Below are 19,101 nucleotides of genomic sequence, written 5' to 3'. Positions count from 1 at the left end.
ACCTGATCCGCTCTCAGAGAGCCAGCCAGGAGCCGTCAGCCTGCTTGCTGGCCCGACGCGTGCGGTTGAGGGCGCTCAGGGTCGGGCCGATGGCCGTCGTCGAAACCCGCAGGCGCTTGGCCAGAGCAGTCCCGGTCATCGGGCGCCCTGCCCGGCTGAGGGCGGCATAAGCCCGGTCCGCCAGCGTCGGCTGTGAACCCGGCTTGCGAGCAGGGGCATCCGCCTTTCTTGTCGCGGAAGGTTTGACGGTAACTGGCACTGGGCGGATTTAGGCGACTATAGCCTTACGGGCTCAAGCAGCGACGGAGGCTGCGCTTTTCCATTCCGCCATGGCGTTGAGGCGGTGAAGATGGGTGGCAAGGGCGGCGGGAGCGGGGTGGAACGAAGAGATTGCGGACAACCGAAAAGACACTGGCGAAACGCTGTAAGCCTCCTGGTGTCCGGAATCCCTGCATCACCCGCTCTCGTCGCCGTAAGGGAAGATGAGAGTTCTCCGCACGGTTGTTGAGGCTCTTATGGCAGTGGTGTTGAACGGCCGGCATGACCTGACGGCGGGCGGCTGCATACGACCCCAGCTTGTCTGTGATCAGCCGTCGCGGCGGACCGCCCTGCTTCTTCAATAGCCTCTTTAGCAAGCGCTTGGCTGCCTTGGTATTGCGCCGGCTCTGCACGATCTCGTCGAGGACGTAGCCATCCTGATCAACCGCTCGCCACAGCCAGTGTTTCTTGCCAGAGATCGTGATGACAACCTCGTCCAAGTGCCAAATGTCATCGCGGCCTGGTGTCTTGCGCTTGAGTCGGCGAGCATAGACCGGACCAAACTTCAGAGCCCACCTGCGGACTGTCTCGTAGGAGACGACGATGCCGCGCTCGAGCAGCAGTTCCTCCACGAGCCGCAGGCTCAGGGGAAACCGGAAGTACAGCCAACCGACATGGGCGATGATCTGGGATGGGAACCGATGGCGCTTGTAGCTGATGGGATAGGTCATGCCGCGGCTCTTAAGTCACAAGCCGCTGACGAAAAGTTACCGTGACATCACCCTCACCTGGTGCAGGGACGGTGATTGGCGTAGCGACGTCTGAGACGGCTGCGGCGACGCAAAAGCCGATTATGCCGAGCGCCGCAATGATGAAGAAGGCGTCAGATCGCCCGAAGCGCGGAGCGTTCATGATCGTCTGTGGCCCGTCGGGCGAGAGGCCACGCGCTTCCAGTGCGACCGCCGTTCGCCCTGCGCGGCGGATCGCAAAGGCAAGCAGCGGGATCACGAGGCTTATGACCTCTCCCAGTCCCGGCACCCGCCGGATGCGGCGTCCCGTTTTCATGGCGCGAGCGATCCGCATCTGCTGCGCTTCCGATGCAAGATCCGGAACAAGCAGCATAGCCGCAAAAACGGAATAGCCAATCCGGGGCGGCAACCGGGCGTGCATCATCAGGGCGCGCACCAAGGAACCGGGATCAGTGGTCAGGGCAAAGAAGACGGAGATCATGCCACAGGCGACGGCACGCAGAAACAAAGTAAGGCCTGCCGAGAACGCCGGAGAATTCAAGAGGGCCTCGCCGGCCATGCGCGTGGCGAAATCGCTGTCCTGCCGGAAAAGTAGGCTGGTGGTCAGAAACCCAAAGCCGAACAGGCAGAATGGCACCATCAATGCCAGAAGAAGCAGCGGCGACGTGCGATTGACAACAACGAGTGAAAGTCCTGTCAAGACGATCAGGGCAATCTGAAAGCGTGCGTCGAAGACAAGCACAGACGCTGCCAGCCCAACGGCACAGACGAGAAGCTTGCTGAGCGGATGGAGTGTCTTCAGCATGAGGCAGCCCGTTGCAGCCATTGCAGCGCTTCAGCGCAGGATGGCTCCGCTAGTCCGGCACGCCGGAGGAGAGCCATGTCCTTCATCAACTCCTGCGTCGGGCCGTCCGCAAGAATTCCGCCTTCTCCGACGATGACTGAACGGGGGCAGAGACGCAGGGCGAGGTCCATGTCGTGGGTGATGACAGCGACAGCCCGCCCGCTGTCGTGCAAGGCCAGGATCTCGTTTGTGAGCATGGCGACGCCATGCGCATCGAGGCCGGCTATCGGCTCATCCAGAACGAGCAGCGGCCAACGGTCGGATGCGGTGAGGGTCGCAAGGGCGAGCCTTCGCTTCTGGCCCTGGGACAGCTCGAAGGGATGGCGATTCTCGAGCCCAGAGAGCCCCCATGCAGCCAAAGTGCCTGCCACACATTCCGCTTTGGCCTTTGCGGCAATTCGCTTGGGAAGAGCATCCAGGATCTCGTCACGGACGGTAGCAGCGGTGAATTGGTTCTCCGGCCGCTGGAACGCATAGCCGCCTGCTGCGCCGGTTCTACTCCCTGCTTTCAGGGGCAGGAGTCCAGACAGGCAAAGGCCGAGCGTCGACTTGCCCGCACCATTTGCCCCAAGAATCCCGAGGATCTCGCCCTCGTGGATGGCAAGGTCGATGGTGCGCAGGACCGTGGGGCCGAGGAACGGTGCACAATCGGCATTCACAAGCCGTGCTAGTATGGGAGCGCCCGGTGCAGTCTGGACGCTGCGCACTGTGTACTCAGCCACGAAAGCCTCGACAGCGGGAAAAGCCTTTTCGACATGCTCGCGAGGGGCTGTTCCGGGATCGACATGCGCCAGGGCCTCTTCGACGGACAGTGGCGCGACTGGAGGAGCGAGGTCTGCATCCCGCAATCGCGCGTCGAGGGCGCTCGCCACCGGACACCAGATGCCATGCGAGGCCAGCAAATCGCGCTTGGCACGGAAGACGTCTCGCGGATGCCCGTCGGCAAGGATTGTGCCGTCTCTGCCAAGGACGACCGTCCGATCAATCTGCTGAATGAGGCCCTCCAGCCGGTGATCGACGACGAGGATGCTGCGATGAGGGTCGCACTCCGTCAGCCGTGCGTGCAGGCGGTCGGCTGCCTGCGGCGCAAGATGGGCCGTCGGCTCGTCGGCCACGAACAGAGGGGCATTCTGCACAAGGGTCGCGGCCAGAGCCACGAGTTGCCGCTCGCCCCCCGACAACGTCGATGTCGGACGGCTGCGCCAGCTCTCTGGCACCCCGACCCGGCGCATCACCTCGGTGACGCATTCCGCGATGCGCATGGGTGGCAGGGCGCGGTTCTCCAGGGCAAAGGCAATCTCATCCTCGACTCGCATCCCGCAGAGGGTCTGGTCCGCATCCTGAAAATACTGCGCCACCTGCGCTGCCCAGGCCCAGGGTTGTCTTGTGATGACATTCGCCCCAAAGAGACAGATGGCGCCGCTGACTGTCGCGGGGATGCTGTTGGGCACGAGACCCGTGAGTGTCAGCAGGAGTGTGGACTTGCCCGAGCCCGAGGGTCCCAGCAAAAGGACACGCTCGCCCGGCCGGATCGCAAGGCTGACCGGTCCGACCGCCTGCCACTTGGTGAACGGGTATTGAACCGTCACCTCATGCCATTCGGCGGCAAAGCCGGTTCTAGGCGATTGCGGATCGCTTCGCATGATCGATGGCCAGACCGGCGAGGGCGCCGGTCCTGTAGAGCGCTTCCACAATGACGTGTCCAAGCCATCCGCCCAACAGCGCCCCGCTCAGGCAGCGCAGGATGAACATGGCGATCAGGATGCCAGGCTGAAGGGCACCATAGTCGAAGCGGATCCAGGTATAGATGAAGGAGAAGATAGCGGCACCGACGCCTGCGGCCATCAGCACCGCCAAGGAGTAGTTGCGCCATCGGGTTACGGCGAAGACGACCTCGGCGCCTGCGCCCTGAACCGCCCCGGTCACCAGGAGCAGCAAGCCTGCGGGGCTGCCGAGCAGGACCTGCACCGCAGCGGTCAGCACCTCCGCGGCGAAGGCGACGCCAGGCTTGCGGATAATCGCGGCGGCCACGATGGAGGCAATGAACCAGAAGCCCATCACCACATCCATCGTCACGGGGCCGAAGACCGCCTGCGCGATCAGCCAGACCTGCACCCAACCCAGATAGAGCACGGCAAAGACTGCGCCGAGAACGGTGACGATGAGGGTTTCCCTCAGCGTCCAACCTCGTGTGCTGGACATGATGGTCTCCATGATGGGAGTTGGATGATGGCTTAACCGGCGGTCGGGCTGTTGGCTGAGACTTTGAGATCAAGGGCGACATGGCCCTGCGGGGCGCCAAAGCGCAGAAAGGCCTCGCTCAGCGTCGCGAAAACAGCCCCTGCATCGCCACGCAGCTTGGTGCAAAAGTTCTTGGAGCGGTCGAAGACGCCGGAGTTCTTGAGGAACTCGATGCAGCCGTAGATCTCGTCCATGTGGTGGCCGCTGCCAAGCGGATACAGCGAGAACTGGGCGCAGACCATCTGACCTGTCTTCGGTGCAGCCTCGACCTGCTGGATGGCAGCTGCGATCCGCTCGTCGAGCGGTTGGCCACAGCGTGAGTCGTTTACCGGCGTGCAGATCGGATCGTCCGGTTCGCCCGGGCACCCGCGTGAGACGGTGGCGGCCAGAACGCAATGCGCCCCATGGCCTGCCGCAGAGATGAACAGATCGCGCATGGCGGTGAAAAGCTGATCGGGCGGACCGACGAGCAGCGTTGAGAGATCGTCGGTTTCGATCCGGAAGTTCGGCCGGTAGGGCTCAAGCGCAGCAATGGCTTTGAGAATGACCCCAACGAAGTCGTCGGTCATCGGATAAAGGGAAATCTGTGCCCCGGAAAACATCGTGTCCTCGCTCCGCTGGTATTACCCAGATCAGCTTGAGGGTCCGACGGCTTCGCACCGTCATCTCAGCCCCGGCGATACGGAGCACCCCTGTCGATAGGGAGTTCGTAGCACTGATCGAGGCGCCAGCGCAACCTCGACCGATATGCTTATCTTGCAGGCTTAGCATCGTTCCTGCCCTGCCCCGCTAACGCTGTGCAGAATGGGCTCTACACGATGCCCCAGGCGCGAAAGCGGGCACGGCCGGTAAGCTCGCGCGGCAGCGCGCCGCCGAGCTGGACCAGCATCAGGTCGACGGCCTTGGGCGTCACCTGCAGAAGCTTGGCCCCGAGCGGCACCGTTACCAGCAGGCGTGACAGGAACAATCGGACTAACTCTGGCAGCTTCGAGTTGCTGCAGGGCTTTGCCGTCACCCGGCTCATCAGCTCGCGGGCGGGTTCTGTCGCAAACTCGAAGTATAGGCCCTTTTCAGGGCCATTTTCGGTCATGGTGGCGGCGCTCAGCCGGTGCTTCCACAGCAGCCGGCCGGCGCGCGTTCACCAGGATAGGCAAGTAGAAACTGCATTGCGACAGAACCCATCGCGGTGCTCGACCGCGCTGGTCTCGAACAGGCTGCCTGTGAGTGCTCCCGCAGTCAAGCTGCGCCGCTGAGAATCTGGGAGGCTTGGGGCCAATGCGCCATCGGGACAGCGTCCAAGATCTGGACTGATCTCAACTCTGTGGTGCCCGTAAGCGGAACGATGGACCTTCCATTGGCCGGGAGGGCATCTGATCTACATGGCGTTCCAACAGACCGCTTCCATCAGAACCCAAGGGCCCTGACTATGGCCAAGTCTCCGAGCCGATCAGACCATCGCGCCAACCAGCTTCTGGCGGCGCTTGAGCCTGAGGACTTTGCCGCCCTAGCGCCGAACCTCGAGACGGTTAGATTGCCGAAGGGCATGATCGTCTACGAGACCGGCGACTGCATGCCCCACGTCTACTTCCCGCGGGATGCGGTGGTCTCGCTCCTCACCATTCTGGCTGACGGCAAGACCGTTGAGATGGCCGTGTTCGGGCGCGAGGCTCTGTTCGGCCTCGCCAGCGCGCTCGCCACCCGTCGCTCGCTCGGACGCTATGTGGTCCAGGTCAGCGGCACCGCCTCGCGTCTCGACACGGAGGTCCTGCGGCGTGTATTCGACACCCGGCCTGCAGTGCGGGAGCTCTGCCTGCAGTTCATTGAGGCGTTGCTGGCGCAAGCGCTGCAGGCGATGGCCTGCAACACCGTGCACAGCGTGGAGGCGCGGTGCTGCCGTTGGCTCCTCAGCCTGCGCGACCGGATTGATCGAGATACTCTGCCGCTGACCCATGAACACCTGTCGGCGATGCTCGGGGTGCAGCGCTCCACCGTCAGCTTGATTACCGGCGCCCTGCAGAGCTCCGGCCTGATCGAGCAGGGGCGCGGCGTCGTGACGATTATCGATCGCCCTGGCTTAGAAGAGGCCGCGTGCGGTTGCTATGGCATCATGCGCGCGCGCTTCGAGCAGATCTTGCGGCGCCCTCCTCAGCCCACGTGATCGGTGGTTGGAATCCTGAGCTATGCGGCAGAAGCCCTCCCTCCATTCTGGAGACAATATCGCACCATCAAATTCCGGGATCAAACAGCTTCTCTAGCGGAGCAAACTGGCTTAAGGCTGGTTCGCTGGGGACCGCACGTCATTCAGCCCATCTGCCATTAGCATGATCATTCTGCCCAGCCTTTCCATTTTGAATGTGTCGACAACACGTCTCGGACGACGGACAATCGACGCTCTTGGTACGTGAGAACTGAGCCCATGCTGGATCCCCCGAGGCGTGACTTGTCGCCCAAGGAGCTCCGTCCCTCCAGGTTAGGGATAAGCCCACCCAACGGCCTTGAAACCGCAACCCAGATCCTTGCAGGAATTGCTCTGCTTGGAGCGCTTAAAACGGGCTTGCTCGCCTCTCTCCTAGCAGGGTTGATGGTCTACGAGCTCGTCCATGTTCTGGCTCCGAGGTCAAGCATCCGCATGACCCACCACACCGGCAAGATCATCATCGTGTCACTTCTTGCAACCCTGGTCGTGATAGTGATTGGAGCCGGGATCCTGGGGCTCGTGTCCTTGCTATCCGGCGGGCCGGACAGCCTTGCTATCCTGCTCCGGCGCATGGCCGAGGTGATCGAAAGCGCGCGGCCGCACCTTCCTGCTTGGGCCAGCAGCTATGTCCCGGCCGATCCAGAGGGGCTGAAAGCGGCAGCCTCTGCGTGGCTACGCGAGAATGCCGGCCAGCTGCGGCTAGTGGGCGAGGATGTGTGGTGGACTGTCGTGCATATCGTCGTTGGCCTCATCATTGGGGCCATGGTTGCCATCAGCCATGAGACCGGGGATGTCGAGAGTGGTCCGTTGGCACAGGCGCTGCGCGAGCGTGCCCGCCTGCTCGGATCAGCCTTCCGCAGTGTGGTTTTTGCTCAGGTGAGGATTTCCGCGCTGAACACAGCCCTGACAGGTCTGTATCTGCTAGGCATTGTGCCACTGACGGGTGTCCAGCTCCCCCTGACCAAGACAATGATCGCGGTGACCTTCGTAGCCGGGCTGTTACCCGTGATCGGCAACCTGATCTCCAACACGGTCATCGTTGTCGTGAGCCTGAGCGTATCCCCTGTACTGGCCGCTAGTTCGCTGCTGTTCCTCGTTGTCATTCACAAGCTGGAGTATTTTGTGAATGCGCGCGTGATGGGTGGCCAGATCCACGCCCGCGCGTGGGAGCTGCTGGTGGCCATGCTGGTGATGGAAGCCGTCTTCGGGATCACCGGTCTTGTTGCGGCTCCGATCTACTATGCGTACCTGAAGAACGAAGTCGCAGCCCGCAATCTCATCTGACCAATGGCGCGAGAGCCCGTCCGGGTCAGGCCATGGGCTGCGAGTTCTGTGAGACACCACTTCGCAGCATCCGAGAATGATTGGGTCAGACCTGGAATTCCCGGCTCTGTCGCGAATTTTGGATGAGGACAGAAAGAGGACTGTTCCACCCGAAGACCTTAGGCAGCCAGGTTATTGAACTGCTCGGCCAATGACGGCTGCGGATTGCAGGCGTACTTCGCCTGCTGCTTGCGCATCATGTGCACCATCTCGACTCCGCCGAGGATCACACGAGCCGAAGCTACGGACTGAAGCCCGAGCATAGGTCGGATCCGCCGTTTGATTGCGCGATGATCCTGCTCAATCCGATTATTCAAGTAGCGGCTCTGCCGGATCCGGATCGGCTTGAGCCGGCGCCTCGGTTGATCCTGTAAACGGCTCTCTACATCACACAACAGGATGGCTTCCCGATTAGTTTGGCTGCCGTCAATCACGATCCTGTCGGGACGGCCGTGCCGTTTCAGCGCCCTGTGCAGGAACCGCTTCGCGGCAGTAAGGTTTCGCCGCTCGCTGAACCAGAACTCCACCGTATCACCGTTGCTGTCGATGGTTCGGTACAGATACCGCCACTGGCCACGCACCTTGATATACGTTTCGTCGACATGCCACCTGCCAGTGACCGGGCGCTTGCGCCGATTGAAGCGCTCCAGCAGAAGCGGGGCATAGTGAATAGTCCAGCGATGAACGGTCGCGTGGTCGACAGAGATGCCGCGCTCCGCCATCATCTCCTCAAGATTTCGCAGGCTGAGACTGTAAGTGAGATACCAACGCACGCAAAGCAGGATCACAGAGCGATCGAAGTGACGGCCTTTGAACATCGAAACCTCCGGAGTTGGCCCGTAGGCGTAACCCGAACCGAGTTACTGAACGGTTTGCGACGGAGCCCGTTAAACAGGAGCTGACTGGGGTTGCGGCCTCGATCGGCGCAAAGAATAGAGACCTGCCTCTCATAGCACCCTCATCTTCAGGATGCCTCATGAAGCTCTTCAAGTGCCAGGCCTGCGGGCAACTCCTCTACTTCGAGAACCGTGCCTGTGAGCGCTGTGGCCATCGCCTCGGCTACCTGCCTGAGATCGGCGCGCTCTCGGCGCTGGAGCCCGACGGCATGGGGAACTGGCGCGCGCTTGCGCTACCCGAAGGCGCCTATCGCTTCTGCTCCAATGCTGACGTCGATGCGTGCAACTGGCTCGTCCCGGCCACCTCGGACGAGGCGTACTGCACCGCCTGTCGGCACAACGGTGTCATACCGGATCCATCCGTTCCGGCCAACCTCGTTGCCTGGCGCGTGATGGAGTTGGCCAAGCATCGGCTGTTCTACACCCTGCTTCAGCTTCGGCTGCCGTTGAAGACACGGGCCGAGGACCCTGAACACGGGCTTGTCTTTGAGTTCTTGGCCGAGCCTTCTGCCGAGGATGCTCCCAGGGTGATGACCGGCCATGATAACGGGCTCATCACGATCGCCCTTGTCGAGGCAAACGATGTCGAGCGCGAGAAGCGTCGCACGGCTATGGGAGAGCCGTACCGGACATTGCTCGGTCATTTCCGTCATGAGATCGGTCATCACTACTGGGACCTGCTCGTGCGTGATGGTGGCCAGCTCGACGCCTGCCGAGCCGTGTTCGGCGATGACCGGGAGGATTATGGCGAGGCCTTGCAGCGCCACTATCGCCGCGGAACACCCGCCAATTGGCAGGAGAGTTTCGTGTCGGCCTACGCGACGACGCATCCATGGGAGGACTTTGCCGAAACCTGGGCGCACTACTTGCATATCATCGACACGATGGAGATGGCAGACGCATTTGGCGTGCGGTTGGATCCGCGGCTGGATTACAGCGGAACGCTCTCTATCAACATCGCCATTGATCAGTACCGAGGTGCCGACATCCACCGGCTCATTGACGATTGGTTACCGCTCACCTTCGCCCTCAACAGCATCAACCGCTGCATGGGTCAACCTGACCTGTACCCCTTCATCATCGCTCGACCGGTAATCGAGAAGCTGGGCTTCATCCACGATCTTGTCTGTGGTTCGCATCAATGACATCGCGCGTCCCACGGACGAAACGATGAGGGTCCCGCTGCTCATCCGTGATTAGACGGGCATGGCAGCAATCGAATGGGACTCGATCACAGATCGACCGCTCCGGGTGCGGCATGCTGAAGGCGGGGCGCGTGCGTCGGAAGCTCCAAGATCGGCGATCGGGGTTGCTCTGAGGATTACGATGGGCCCTTCCTCGATGAGCCCATTACTGCGATGTGTCATGGACCTCGTTCGTCGTGACGAAGAACCCCGCCAGGGAGGATGGACCGAAACTCGTCGAGATCGCCACATCGGTAGCGTCGCGCCCCGTGGCCATCAGGATCCGTCCGATCCTCGGCGTGTTGTGACGGGCGTCGAACGTGTATCACCGACCGTCCAAATAGGCTTCGAACCAAGCGCTGAAATCCATCGGGTCATCCACCGGCGGAATGCCGATATCGCCCAGGTACCCTGTGCAATAGCGCGCCGGGATGTTCATGCAGCGGCACAAGGTGATGGCCAGATGGGCAAAGTCGCGGCAGACACCGACCTGATCGTTGTGCCCCTGCCAAGCTGTCCGGGTTGCACACGCATCCTGATAATCGAATCTGATCCGGTCATGCACATAGTCGCAGATCGCCTGAACCCGCGCCCATCCGCCCTCAATGCCGCCAAAGAGATGCTAGGCGGTCTCCGAGAGTTGGTCGGTTTCGCAGTACCGGCTCCCGAGCAGGTAGACGATCACGTTGTCGGGCAGGTCCTCGACCAGCTGCTGCACGGCATCCGGAACAACCTGATCGTGCAATCCGGAGTCACGGATCAGGAAATCCGCTGAAACCTCCAGCCGCCCGGCCGGTGCAAGCAATCGGGTGCAGATGTTGCCAAAGGCATCACGATACTGCCTGTGCTCGACCAGGGGATTGCACATGAGGTCATCGGGCGTGATACGATCCGGCAGCCGCGACGGATGAACATTCAGCATTAGAAGCATCGCCGTTGGCTGTGAACACTTGAAGGCGATGCGGTAGCCTGCCTGAATTATCATCGCGCACCCTGCGGGGCAAAGAGCCGAGGCTCACTGTCGAGCGAGGTTGTCCTGCTAGCGCGTCGCGCTGGGCTGCCCTCCGGGGCCGTCACGTTCACGTCAACCGTCATCCCCTCGAAATCGCCCGGCTCGCCCATCCATGTCCCGGAGAGCGGTACTGCCTGCCGGGGATCCCGCGCCACCGCGATACAGATGAGATCGCGATTGCCGATAATGCCGTTGGTCGGATCGAACTCCACCCAACCCGCGCCAGGCAGGTAGACCTGGCACCAGGCATGGGTCGACCCTCCACCGACATGGCCGGATCCGGCCAGGCTCGGGCTGTAGATGTAGCCAGACACGAAGCGGGCCGCGAGCCCGAGCGCCCGCACGGCCTCGATCATCAGGATCGCAAAGTCGCGGCAGGTCCCGCGATTGAGCATCAGGGTCGTCAGAGGATCCTGGATGCCGGTTTCAGAGCGCCTGTTGTAGGTGAAACTCTCCTTGATGGCGTAGGTGAGGGTCATCAGGAGCTCACCGGTGCGGGTTGGGCGTCCCTGGTGGGAACTTCTGAACCCAACGATGGATCTGGTGATCCGGGTCGAGATACTGTCGCTCCATGGCCCGCGTCAGATCGGGCATTTCCTCTGCGCTGTAGGCAAAGGGGTAGGTCTGGGCATAGTCCTCCGTTTGGAAGTCTGGTGCATTCAACGGCAGATGATCGAGGCGGATGTTGCTCTCGAACCGCAACTCGGATGCCTCTTTGGTGAACTGGGCAATGGCAACGCAGTTGCCGAAGACATCGTGGATCCAGCGCATCTGGCTCGGAGCCGGATCAATGTTGATGCGGGCGTCCAGGAGCCGTTGATCATAGCTGTCGCGGGGGCGGAACATGATCCGGTGCTCGCCGAACGCGACGGGCTGCTTATAGCGATACGTCGTGACGTGTCGGACTGCGAGAAGGGTCATCTCATCCGCTAACCAGTGAGGGAATGCCGTCACCGGACCTCCTGCTTGCGAAGAGTTTAGGATCGAATGATCTGGAGGAGGAAGCCCATAGTTTAGGCTTTCGCCCGCTGGCGAAGCTACAAATGGGTAACCGCCCGGACAAGGTTGTTCCATGTGTTTTGCCCTCGAGCGCCAGTCAGCAATTGCAGTTTCACAGAGGGAATTGCGAGTTTGCGAGCTGTCTAATCCTGCCTTGTTCTGCCCGCTCAGCGGACTAATCTTTGGTGTGTGCTGGTGAGCAGGACCGGACGATGCGATCCCTGGAGCGCGTGCACATCTTCGGAGCGGCGGGGTGCGGCTCATCTACGCTCGGGCGGGCGCTTGCCCAACGGCTGGGGTGTCAGCACGTGGATGCAGACGATGTGTATTGGCTTGCGACTGTCCCGCCCTACCAAACCAGGCGAGGCGCACCCGAGCGAGTACGGATGCTGGAGGATGCAACCCGTTGGGCTGGAAGCTGGGTGCTCTCCGGTGCGATCGTCGGTTGGGGCGATGCCTTGATCCCGACCCTTGATCTCGTGGTCTTTCTGTACGTTCCTGCAAAGGTTAGGCTGGCCCGCCTTCGTGCGCGGGAACAGGAGCGCTTCGGACCCGAGATTGAGCCTGGCAGCGCAATGCATGAACAGCATCAGGCCTTTCTTCGATCGTCTGCGGGCTATGACACGGGTATCAGTGGGCGAATACTCGAGACCGACGCCAGTTGGCTGGCGCAGCTCAACTGTCCCGTCGTACCCATGACAAGCAAATGCTCAACCGATGATCAAGTCGACCACATTCTGTCAATATAATGCTACCCTGCGGTTGGCAGAGGCATGGTCCTGATGCACGAGAGACTGGTCACACCCGCACAGTTGCGCGCCGGACGAGCGCTCCTCGGGTTGTCCCAAGCTGAGCTTGCGGCACGCACGTGTCTATCCATCCCGACCATCCAGCGAGCTGAAGCGGATAGTGATCTTGGCGCGTCCGAAGCTGCTACGGCGGCCATCCGGGTCGCTCTGGAGGACCAAGGTGTAATCTTCCTCGAGGCGGATGGTCGTGACGGACCCGGCGTTCGGCAGAGGCATTCTGGTCCTCGCGACGAGGGCCTGCGGCCGGATCAGCTGACGAGCGACAACGACATTTGATATAGCAGCAGCGGCCAACCATCGGCATCTGTCAGAAGACCGGCCGGCATGCCATGTTAGGTCTCGTGATGCTGGGAAATTCCCAATGGCTTATCGGGTCCGGTGGCAACTGGTCGGGCGATTCGGGCAACCGCTCGACAACGGCTGCATCGGCGAGGGCTTTTGCGCGTACGGCGACGCAGTGGCCACGGTGGTTGAGTTCCTGCGCCTTTACCCGGAGGTGTGCCACTGCCCGGCCGAAAGCTACTGGCTTACACACCGGTCGAGGGATGCCGATCTGGCGGTATGGGTCTGGATTGAGCGCCACATGATCGAGGAGCCGATTGGGATCAGCAGTGCGTGGATGGTCCCGGGTGCAGCAGCAGATCAAGCTTCCGCGCTTGTGCGCGACTAACAGTCGAGCTTGCAACGGCGCCTAACTGGTATTCCTTGCCATCAAAACCACGGGTCTGACGCTTCGCTTGAGCCTGGTATCTTTTAACCTGGATCTAACTTCCATCGGCTTCTCTGTTGAGCACGTGTACGAGCTGGGCAGCTACAGGAGGGGTTACGAGACATGAAGCTGTATCGTCTCAATGTCACAGCGGATGGAGAGCCCTCGGCAATCTTCACGCTTGCCGAGGATGTGGACAGCCTTCTGCAGGCCCTGGAGTACCAGGACCATGGCGAAGCCGATGAGGAGAGCCTGCTGCCTTACTATGATGGGGAGAAGAAGCCGCGGGTGATCAGAAGCCTTGAAGAGGTGCCGGAGGACTACCTGGATTTTGTCTGCCTAGGCGCCAATCCGGAAGAGTTAACAGTGGCCGAGTTCTTCGACACGCAAGAGTAGTCAGCCGGTTGCTGCGGGGCGCTTGAGGAACACGGTCGAGACGGACTGGGATCTCCCCGCATCAATCCTTTCTGAACCGATGCCTACCTCTGTCCGCGAGGATGGCCCGTGCTGCATTGTAGCCCGGCGCGCCGGTGACACCACCGCCCGGATGGGTACCCGAGTCGCACATGTAGAGCACCGCCAACGGCGCCCGGTAGTCTGCATGGCCCAGCATCGGCCGGGCGCTGAAGAGCTGATCGAGCAAGAGCGCCATGGAAGATGTCGCCGCCACCTTTGATGCAAGTTGCGAAAGCTCCATTGCGTCCAAGCTGCGGGACTGCGCCGCCAAAGTGTCAGATCGGTTGGGCTCCTCGTCGAGCCAGTCACACGTCGCGGCGGCTTAGGCTTCGGGCAGACCACACGCCGCAGTCGGCAGCTTCACCTGGGATGTCCGGCACCGCCAAATGGTGCTCCTGTGGAGTTGAGGTGACACGGCGAGGCTGGTCCAAGACTGATGTTAGTCTTCCTGGCAGATTTCCTTCGAGATCAAGGAGGTTTGTCAGGCGGTATACAAGTGGGCTGCCTCTCAGGGGAGCGCGCAAGGTCTGTTCACCACACCTCGGCAACTTGGACGAAGTGTGAACATTGATCCAACAGCATCCGATTTAACGCTGTTTTGCAGGCACTCTCGCGTCGCGTGGCTCCTCAACGCGGTTGGCAGTCGGAGGCCGGACGAATGCACGTCGTTTGATGGCACTGATCATCGGCCGAGAGATAGACAATGTGGTTAGGGCTTTAATTTCCTGAGAGCTTCTGGTCGCTTCAGCGTGGATCATAACTAAGAATCCCGCAACGTCTGAAAGGTATTGTTCCGAATTTGTCCTGCTTGCCGAGGTTTATTGCACAAACCTTGCGCGCTCCCCTGCCTTACTGTGGATCAGTACGGCGCGTTCCATTCGCGTGACAAAGCCATCAGCAGGCCCCTCCCCTCGAAAGCACATATCCTTGGATCGCGCCTCTCGCTGAACGCCAGATGCGATCCTACATGCACATCCGTATCGCTAGGATCAACATAGGATCTTCCAATGGATAAACGTCGGCTTGGCCGCTCCGACCTCATGGTTTCGCCTCTCTGCCTTGGCGGCAATGTCTTTGGCTGGACTGTAGACGAGGCAACATCGTTCAAGCTCCTCGACGCCTATGCTGGGGAGGGTCTCAACTTTATCGACACAGCCGATGTGTATTCGACCTGGGTTCCCGGTAACACAGGCGGCGAGTCTGAAACCATCATCGGGAAGTGGATGAAAGCTCGCGGCAACCGCGACCAGCTGATCATCGGCACCAAGGTCGGCTCCGAGATGGGCCCCGGCAAGAAAGGGCTCTCAAGGAGCTATATCCGCTCGGCTGTCGAGGCCTCACTCCAGCGGTTGCAGACAGACTACATCGACCTCTACCAATCGCACCGAGACGATTCCGCAACACCCCAGCAGGAGACGCTTGAGGCGTACCAAGAACTCATCCGCGAGGGGAAGGTGCGAACAATCGGCGCCTCGAACTTCACGGCCGCTCGCTTGGGAGAAGCTCTGGAGACCAGTGAGAACCTCGGCCTGCCGCGCTATGAAAGCCTCCAACCGGAGTACAATCTCTACAATCGGGCGGACTACGAGAGCGAGCTGGAGCCCCTTTGCCGCCAGCAGGACATTGGTGTCATTCCCTATTACGGCCTCGCTAGCGGTTTCCTGACAGGCAAATACCGCTCGGAAGCGGATTTTGGAAAAAGCCCCCGCGGCGGCAGAATGAGCGCATACCTGAACGAACGCGGCAGGCGCATTCTTGCCGCTTTGGACGATGTCTCGGTACGAAGGCGCGCGAGCCTGGCCCAAGTGGCTCTGGCCTGGCTGATGGCGCGGCCGGGACTGACAGCTCCCATCGCAAGCGCGACGAGCGTTGAGCAGATGAAGGATCTTGTCGCGTCAACACGGCTGCGCCTTGATGCTGCGGACATCGAGCAGCTCGAACAGGCCAGCGCTTGGGCATAAGCTCGCATCCGACGTTGCGCTGCCCTTCACCTGTCGGATGGCAGTGCCTCCCCATGCACAACGTTTATCTGACGGATAAGCCTGGACAGCCAAGGTTCTGCGGTCAACGCGGCTTGGGCTTACTTCACAGAGGCTACCATGGGCTTGGCACGCAAAAATCTGCTGCCTTCCACGAACGTCCATACAGCGCCTCACAAGCTGACTAAGCCACAATGCTTCGGACGTGCCACGAGCGGTCGTTCTTCATCGGGAAGGGTCACTGATAGGCTTGGCGCAGATCGAGGGTGCTCTCCCGTCCAACGGCTTGGTAGTTCTCAGCAAGCCATTGGCGGGCTGCCGACCGTCCCAGGTTCTTCAGCTGCTTGAAGAACTCCCACCGGGCATCGAGGCGCGAGGATGCCGTGAACTCATCGAGCGCCAAACCGCCGTGGATCCGGTGCATGCGGACCCGTTTGTAGTCTTGGGTCGAAAGCTTCCCTTCATCGATCAGCCGCGTCACAAAATCGATCGCCCGGAGTTCATGGAGCAGGTTCGCATTGAACGTAACCTCGCTCAGACGATTACGGATCTCCTCGGCCGTCCGAGGGGTTGAGCGACGCTCGATCGGGTTGATTTGAACCAGAAGGATGTCGTCTGTGTCAGTCTCGTAGAAAAGCGGAAAAATGGCTGGGTTGCCTGTATAGCCACCGTCCCAATAAGGCTCGCCCTCGATCTCGACCGCTTTGAAGATCGTGGGCAGACATGCCGAGGCGAGAACATGATCGACGGTCAATTCTGGCCCAGTGAAGATCCGGACCTTGCCCGACCAGACGCTGGTGGCGGACACGAAGAGTTTTGTGTCGGTACATGCTCGCACCCGATCAAAGTTGATCAATTCACTCAGAGCGTCCCGCAATGGGTTGAGATCGAGCGGGTTCAGGTCATAGGGGTTTGCGACCCCCGACCAGGCGCCCGACCAGAACTCGATGGGAAATGGCCCCATGCTCCAGTGATGCAGGAAGCGGTCGAACAGTGACCGCTGGAGGGGCGAGAGCACGCCATCAAGGCTGACGCGTTTCCAGAACTGGCGCAATTGTGCGCGTGCTCCCTCGCTCCCGCCCTCAAGCCATCCCTCCATCAGGACGACCGCGTTCATGGCTCCAGCGCTTGCGCCCGTGATCGCCTCGATGCCGAGGCGACCATCCCCAAGAAGATAGTCGAGGACACCCCATGTGAACGCGCCATGGGCCCCGCCGCCTTGCAGAGCGAGGGATACTGTCTTCTCTGATCGAGGTCCTATCAGCCTTTGTGGAGAAACAGTGCTCCGCCCGGTCCGTCCACTCATTGCGAGCTCCAGAGATCAAAAGGCAGGTTCGCACTTGTAAGGGAGTATAACCACACGCGAGTTCCAAGCCCACTGAGTTCCAATTGCAGGTCATCGGTGATGAGTGAAGGTCTGCTTATTGCTGGAGAACAGATCTTGTCTGGATGAATGGCAGGCCGTACCGGGACCGTCCCGCGCTTGGTTTCGCGGCTCGACAGGGTTGCTCATGGGGGGCAGGCGGTGATCCGTCTTCTCACCCGCGTGGTGTCTGGCATTCTCCTGGTTGCTGCGCAGCGTCTCATGTTGCACCCGCTGCTTCATCGGCTTGTGCATGCGAGCCAGCGCCCTGTGTACCTCAGCACGATCGGAAACATCGCTGGCCGAGAACTCGTGCTGGCAGAGCCGACAGATCAGATCGGCTCCGAATTGGAGCTTTCGCAGCCGGACTTTGAACAGCTGCCGGCAGTGAGGACAGGCCAGATCGATCCGTACACTCCCATGATCCTCGAACAAGCGACCGCCTCCGGTTAAGGTTCGTTCAGAAGCTCTGAACCATGGCAGTAAGGCGACAAAGAGGCGCCATCTGTGTGGTGGGTAGCGTCAGACAATGCCCCAGGCGCGGTAGCGGGTGCGGCCGGTAAGCTCGCGCGGCAGCGCGCCGCCGAGCTGCGCCAGCATCAGGTCGACCGCCTTGGGCGTCACCTGCAGCAGCTTGGCCCCGAGCGGCACCGTCACCAGAGGACGCGACAGGAACAGCTCGGCCAAGTCCGGCAGCTTCGAGTTGGAGCGGGTCTTGGCCGTGATTGAACCGCTTCAGCAGTTCGGGTGAGTACCGGATGACCCAGCGATGCACCGTCGCATGGTCGACGGAGATGCCTCGCTCAGCCATCATCTCTTCCAGATTCCGGAGACTGAGATTGTAGGCCAAATACCACCGCACACAGAGTAGGATCACGGATTGATCAAAATGCGTGCCCTTGAACATGCTACCCTCCGTAGCTGAACCGGGAGAGCAGTAGCTGAAACTCTGAAACAAACGGTTTGCGACGGAACCGCAGCGGCTTCTCCAAGACCTCGCGAATGCCCGAGCCTGCAGCGCGCTCAAGCAGATCGTACGCCGTTCCGGACGTGATGAGAAGGACCGGATAGCTGAGGTGACGCTCGTTGAGCCTCCGGACCAGCTCGATGCCGTTCATCCCGGGCGTGGTAGTCGATCACTTGACAGCCACCGTGTGGGAGCTGTGGATCGGCCAGCAGTTCGGCACCGCTGCCGTAGGTCCGAACATTCAGGTCCTCCAGCCCCAGCGTGAAGGCCAGGGAGTTTCGGACCGCCGCATCATCGTCGATGACAAGGACACGGTTAGCGTGAGATTGTGTGCGTCAAGTTCTGCAAAGCGGGGCGGCCGGTCAGGCTGGCTAAGCGGCTTCGCGAAGAGTGCTTTTCTTGTGCTCCTTGAGATCCTCCATGTTGAGGTAGCGGTGGGCTTCCAGCCAGTTCTCGTGCGTCTCGACCGCCAGAGCCCGCACCAGCCGGCAGCATGAAGCGGCATTGGGGAAGATCCGCACCACATACGTGCGTCTCCTGATCTCTTCGTTGAGCCGCTCGAGCATGTTGGTGCTCTTGAGATGCTTGTGGTGCTGACGCGGCAAGCGGTAGAAGGTCAGCGTCTCCTCGATCGTCTCCTCGGCCCAGGCGACCAGGCGCGGGTAGCGCCCCTCCCACTTGGCAATCCAGGCCGCCAGATCGCGTCTGGCCTCCTCGACCGAGCGGCGGTCGTAGAGCCAGCGCAGTTCCTGCAGGCAGTCATCATCGGCCTTGCGCGGCAGGTGATCGAGGGCATTCCGGAGAAAGTGCACATAGCAGCGCTGATAGGCTGCCTCGCTCAGCACCTCGCGGATGGCCGCCCGCAGTCCGGCATGGTCGTCCGCCACCACCAGCTCCACCCCTGAGAGCCCGCGCTCGCGCAGGCCGAGCAGAAACGTGCGCCACGAGGACTGGCTTTCCCGGTTGGCCATCTCCACACCCAGGATCTGGCGCCGGCCGTCCCAGTCGATGCCCACCGCGATCAGCACGGCCTGCGAGGCGACGATGCCGCCCTCGCGCACCTTCTCATACCGCGCATCCAGGATCAGGTACGGGAACGGCTCCTCGAGCCGGCG

Annotated in this window: 20 protein-coding genes, 6 pseudogenes and 1 riboswitch; of the genes and pseudogenes, 9 read left to right on the top strand and 17 right to left on the bottom strand. The window is 61.1% G+C overall.

What is annotated here, in order from left to right:
* Positions 1-13: 13 nt before the first annotated feature.
* From ACXJKO_RS21535 to ACXJKO_RS21505, 7 genes and pseudogenes are all read right to left on the bottom strand, one after another.
* On the bottom strand, positions 14-139 hold the full coding sequence (locus ACXJKO_RS21535) for a hypothetical protein (RefSeq protein ID WP_457093119.1): 126 nt from the start codon (positions 137-139) through the stop codon (positions 14-16).
* 153 nt (positions 140-292) lie between these two features.
* Positions 293-989 (bottom strand): annotated as a pseudogene (locus ACXJKO_RS21530) (IS6 family transposase).
* A 10-nt stretch (positions 990-999) separates the two neighbouring features.
* Positions 1,000-1,812, bottom strand: coding sequence for an energy-coupling factor transporter transmembrane component T family protein (locus ACXJKO_RS21525; protein ID WP_457093118.1), 813 nt, complete (start codon positions 1,810-1,812; stop codon positions 1,000-1,002).
* Positions 1,806-3,494 (bottom strand): ABC transporter ATP-binding protein, encoded by a 1,689-nt coding sequence (locus ACXJKO_RS21520; RefSeq protein WP_457093117.1) that lies wholly within the window; start codon positions 3,492-3,494, stop codon positions 1,806-1,808. Before ACXJKO_RS21520 ends, ACXJKO_RS21525 begins: the two co-directional genes overlap by 7 nt.
* Positions 3,469-4,053: an ECF transporter S component gene (locus tag ACXJKO_RS21515; RefSeq protein WP_457093116.1), complete on the bottom strand. Its 585-nt coding sequence runs from the start codon at positions 4,051-4,053 to the stop codon at positions 3,469-3,471. The genes ACXJKO_RS21520 and ACXJKO_RS21515 overlap by 26 nt, the downstream gene beginning before the upstream one ends.
* 32 nt (positions 4,054-4,085) lie before the next feature.
* On the bottom strand, positions 4,086-4,694 hold the full coding sequence (locus ACXJKO_RS21510; RefSeq protein ID WP_457093115.1) for a YkoF family thiamine/hydroxymethylpyrimidine-binding protein: 609 nt from the start codon (positions 4,692-4,694) through the stop codon (positions 4,086-4,088).
* A riboswitch (TPP riboswitch) is annotated at positions 4,685-4,796 on the bottom strand. (Overlaps the previous gene by 10 nt.)
* Positions 4,797-4,903: 107 nt before the next feature.
* On the bottom strand, positions 4,904-5,182 hold the full coding sequence (locus ACXJKO_RS21505; RefSeq protein ID WP_457093114.1) for a helix-turn-helix domain-containing protein: 279 nt from the start codon (positions 5,180-5,182) through the stop codon (positions 4,904-4,906).
* Between the two features lie 336 nt (positions 5,183-5,518).
* On the opposite strand from ACXJKO_RS21505, the gene ACXJKO_RS21500 reads away from it, so the two are divergent.
* Positions 5,519-6,250 carry a Crp/Fnr family transcriptional regulator gene (locus ACXJKO_RS21500; protein ID WP_457093113.1) on the top strand — a complete coding sequence of 244 codons (732 nt, stop codon included), beginning with the start codon at positions 5,519-5,521 and terminating at the stop codon, positions 6,248-6,250.
* A gap of 423 nt (positions 6,251-6,673) precedes the next feature.
* Positions 6,674-7,573, top strand: a complete 900-nt coding sequence (locus tag ACXJKO_RS21495) for an AI-2E family transporter (protein WP_457093112.1) — start codon at positions 6,674-6,676, stop codon at positions 7,571-7,573.
* A 158-nt stretch (positions 7,574-7,731) separates the two neighbouring features.
* On the opposite strand, the gene ACXJKO_RS21490 is transcribed toward ACXJKO_RS21495, so the two are convergent.
* The gene (locus ACXJKO_RS21490) at positions 7,732-8,430 is read right to left on the bottom strand and encodes an IS6 family transposase (RefSeq protein ID WP_457093111.1); all 699 of its coding nucleotides are present in this window, start codon (positions 8,428-8,430) and stop codon (positions 7,732-7,734) included.
* Between the two features lie 158 nt (positions 8,431-8,588).
* Between ACXJKO_RS21490 and ACXJKO_RS21485 the strand changes: the two genes are divergently transcribed.
* Positions 8,589-9,653 (top strand): zinc-binding metallopeptidase family protein, encoded by a 1,065-nt coding sequence (locus ACXJKO_RS21485; RefSeq protein WP_457093110.1) that lies wholly within the window; start codon positions 8,589-8,591, stop codon positions 9,651-9,653.
* A 205-nt stretch (positions 9,654-9,858) separates the two neighbouring features.
* Here ACXJKO_RS21485 and ACXJKO_RS21480 read toward each other — a convergent pair.
* Positions 9,859-10,677: pseudogene (locus ACXJKO_RS21480) on the bottom strand (transglutaminase-like domain-containing protein).
* A pseudogene (locus tag ACXJKO_RS21475) lies at positions 10,674-11,625 on the bottom strand (transglutaminase family protein). The pseudogenes ACXJKO_RS21480 and ACXJKO_RS21475 overlap by 4 nt, the downstream one beginning before the upstream one ends.
* 464 nt (positions 11,626-12,089) lie before the next feature.
* Between ACXJKO_RS21475 and ACXJKO_RS21470 the strand changes: the two are divergent.
* Complete coding sequence (locus ACXJKO_RS21470) at positions 12,090-12,452, top strand: hypothetical protein (RefSeq protein WP_457093109.1); 363 nt, start codon at positions 12,090-12,092, stop codon at positions 12,450-12,452.
* Between the two features lie 24 nt (positions 12,453-12,476).
* Positions 12,477-12,566, top strand: a pseudogene (locus ACXJKO_RS21465) (hypothetical protein); the annotation flags it as partial.
* A 9-nt stretch (positions 12,567-12,575) separates the two neighbouring features.
* Here the strand turns inward: ACXJKO_RS21465 and ACXJKO_RS21460 are convergent.
* Positions 12,576-12,728 (bottom strand): hypothetical protein, encoded by a 153-nt coding sequence (locus ACXJKO_RS21460; RefSeq protein WP_457093120.1) that lies wholly within the window; start codon positions 12,726-12,728, stop codon positions 12,576-12,578.
* 145 nt (positions 12,729-12,873) lie between these two features.
* Between ACXJKO_RS21460 and ACXJKO_RS21455 the strand changes: the two genes are divergently transcribed.
* A complete protein-coding gene (locus ACXJKO_RS21455; RefSeq protein ID WP_457093108.1) occupies positions 12,874-13,182 on the top strand; it encodes a hypothetical protein in 309 nt (102 codons plus the stop codon).
* 162 nt (positions 13,183-13,344) lie between these two features.
* A complete protein-coding gene (locus ACXJKO_RS21450; protein WP_457093107.1) occupies positions 13,345-13,617 on the top strand; it encodes a hypothetical protein in 273 nt (90 codons plus the stop codon).
* A 61-nt stretch (positions 13,618-13,678) separates the two neighbouring features.
* Here the strand turns inward: ACXJKO_RS21450 and ACXJKO_RS21445 are convergent.
* Positions 13,679-13,889 (bottom strand): annotated as a pseudogene (locus ACXJKO_RS21445) (FAD-dependent oxidoreductase); the annotation flags it as partial.
* Positions 13,890-14,684: 795 nt separating this feature from the next.
* Here ACXJKO_RS21445 and ACXJKO_RS21440 point away from each other — a divergent pair.
* Positions 14,685-15,638: an aldo/keto reductase gene (locus ACXJKO_RS21440; protein ID WP_457093106.1), complete on the top strand. Its 954-nt coding sequence runs from the start codon at positions 14,685-14,687 to the stop codon at positions 15,636-15,638.
* Positions 15,639-15,894: 256 nt separating this feature from the next.
* Here ACXJKO_RS21440 and ACXJKO_RS21435 read toward each other — a convergent pair whose 3' ends face one another.
* Positions 15,895-16,962 carry a patatin-like phospholipase family protein gene (locus tag ACXJKO_RS21435; RefSeq protein ID WP_457093105.1) on the bottom strand — a complete coding sequence of 356 codons (1,068 nt, stop codon included), beginning with the start codon at positions 16,960-16,962 and terminating at the stop codon, positions 15,895-15,897.
* 219 nt (positions 16,963-17,181) lie between these two features.
* Between ACXJKO_RS21435 and ACXJKO_RS21430 the strand changes: the two genes are divergently transcribed.
* On the top strand, positions 17,182-17,472 hold the full coding sequence (locus ACXJKO_RS21430; RefSeq protein ID WP_457093104.1) for a hypothetical protein: 291 nt from the start codon (positions 17,182-17,184) through the stop codon (positions 17,470-17,472).
* 69 nt (positions 17,473-17,541) lie between these two features.
* Here ACXJKO_RS21430 and ACXJKO_RS21425 read toward each other — a convergent pair whose 3' ends face one another.
* The 4 genes and pseudogenes from ACXJKO_RS21425 to ACXJKO_RS21410 form a co-directional block, all read right to left on the bottom strand.
* Positions 17,542-17,706: a helix-turn-helix domain-containing protein gene (locus ACXJKO_RS21425; RefSeq protein WP_457093103.1), complete on the bottom strand. Its 165-nt coding sequence runs from the start codon at positions 17,704-17,706 to the stop codon at positions 17,542-17,544.
* Positions 17,707-17,746: 40 nt separating this feature from the next.
* Positions 17,747-17,926: pseudogene (locus ACXJKO_RS21420) on the bottom strand (IS6 family transposase); the annotation flags it as partial.
* Position 17,927: 1 nt separating this feature from the next.
* A complete protein-coding gene (locus ACXJKO_RS21415) occupies positions 17,928-18,137 on the bottom strand; it encodes a hypothetical protein (protein ID WP_457093102.1) in 210 nt (69 codons plus the stop codon).
* Positions 18,138-18,357: 220 nt separating this feature from the next.
* Positions 18,358-19,101: IS256 family transposase (locus ACXJKO_RS21410; protein WP_457093101.1), on the bottom strand; the 744-nt coding region annotated here is incomplete at its 5' end.

It is taken from the genome of Microvirga sp. P5_D2 (assembly GCF_054049475.1).
This window is presented reverse-complemented; position numbering and strand designations above follow the sequence as displayed.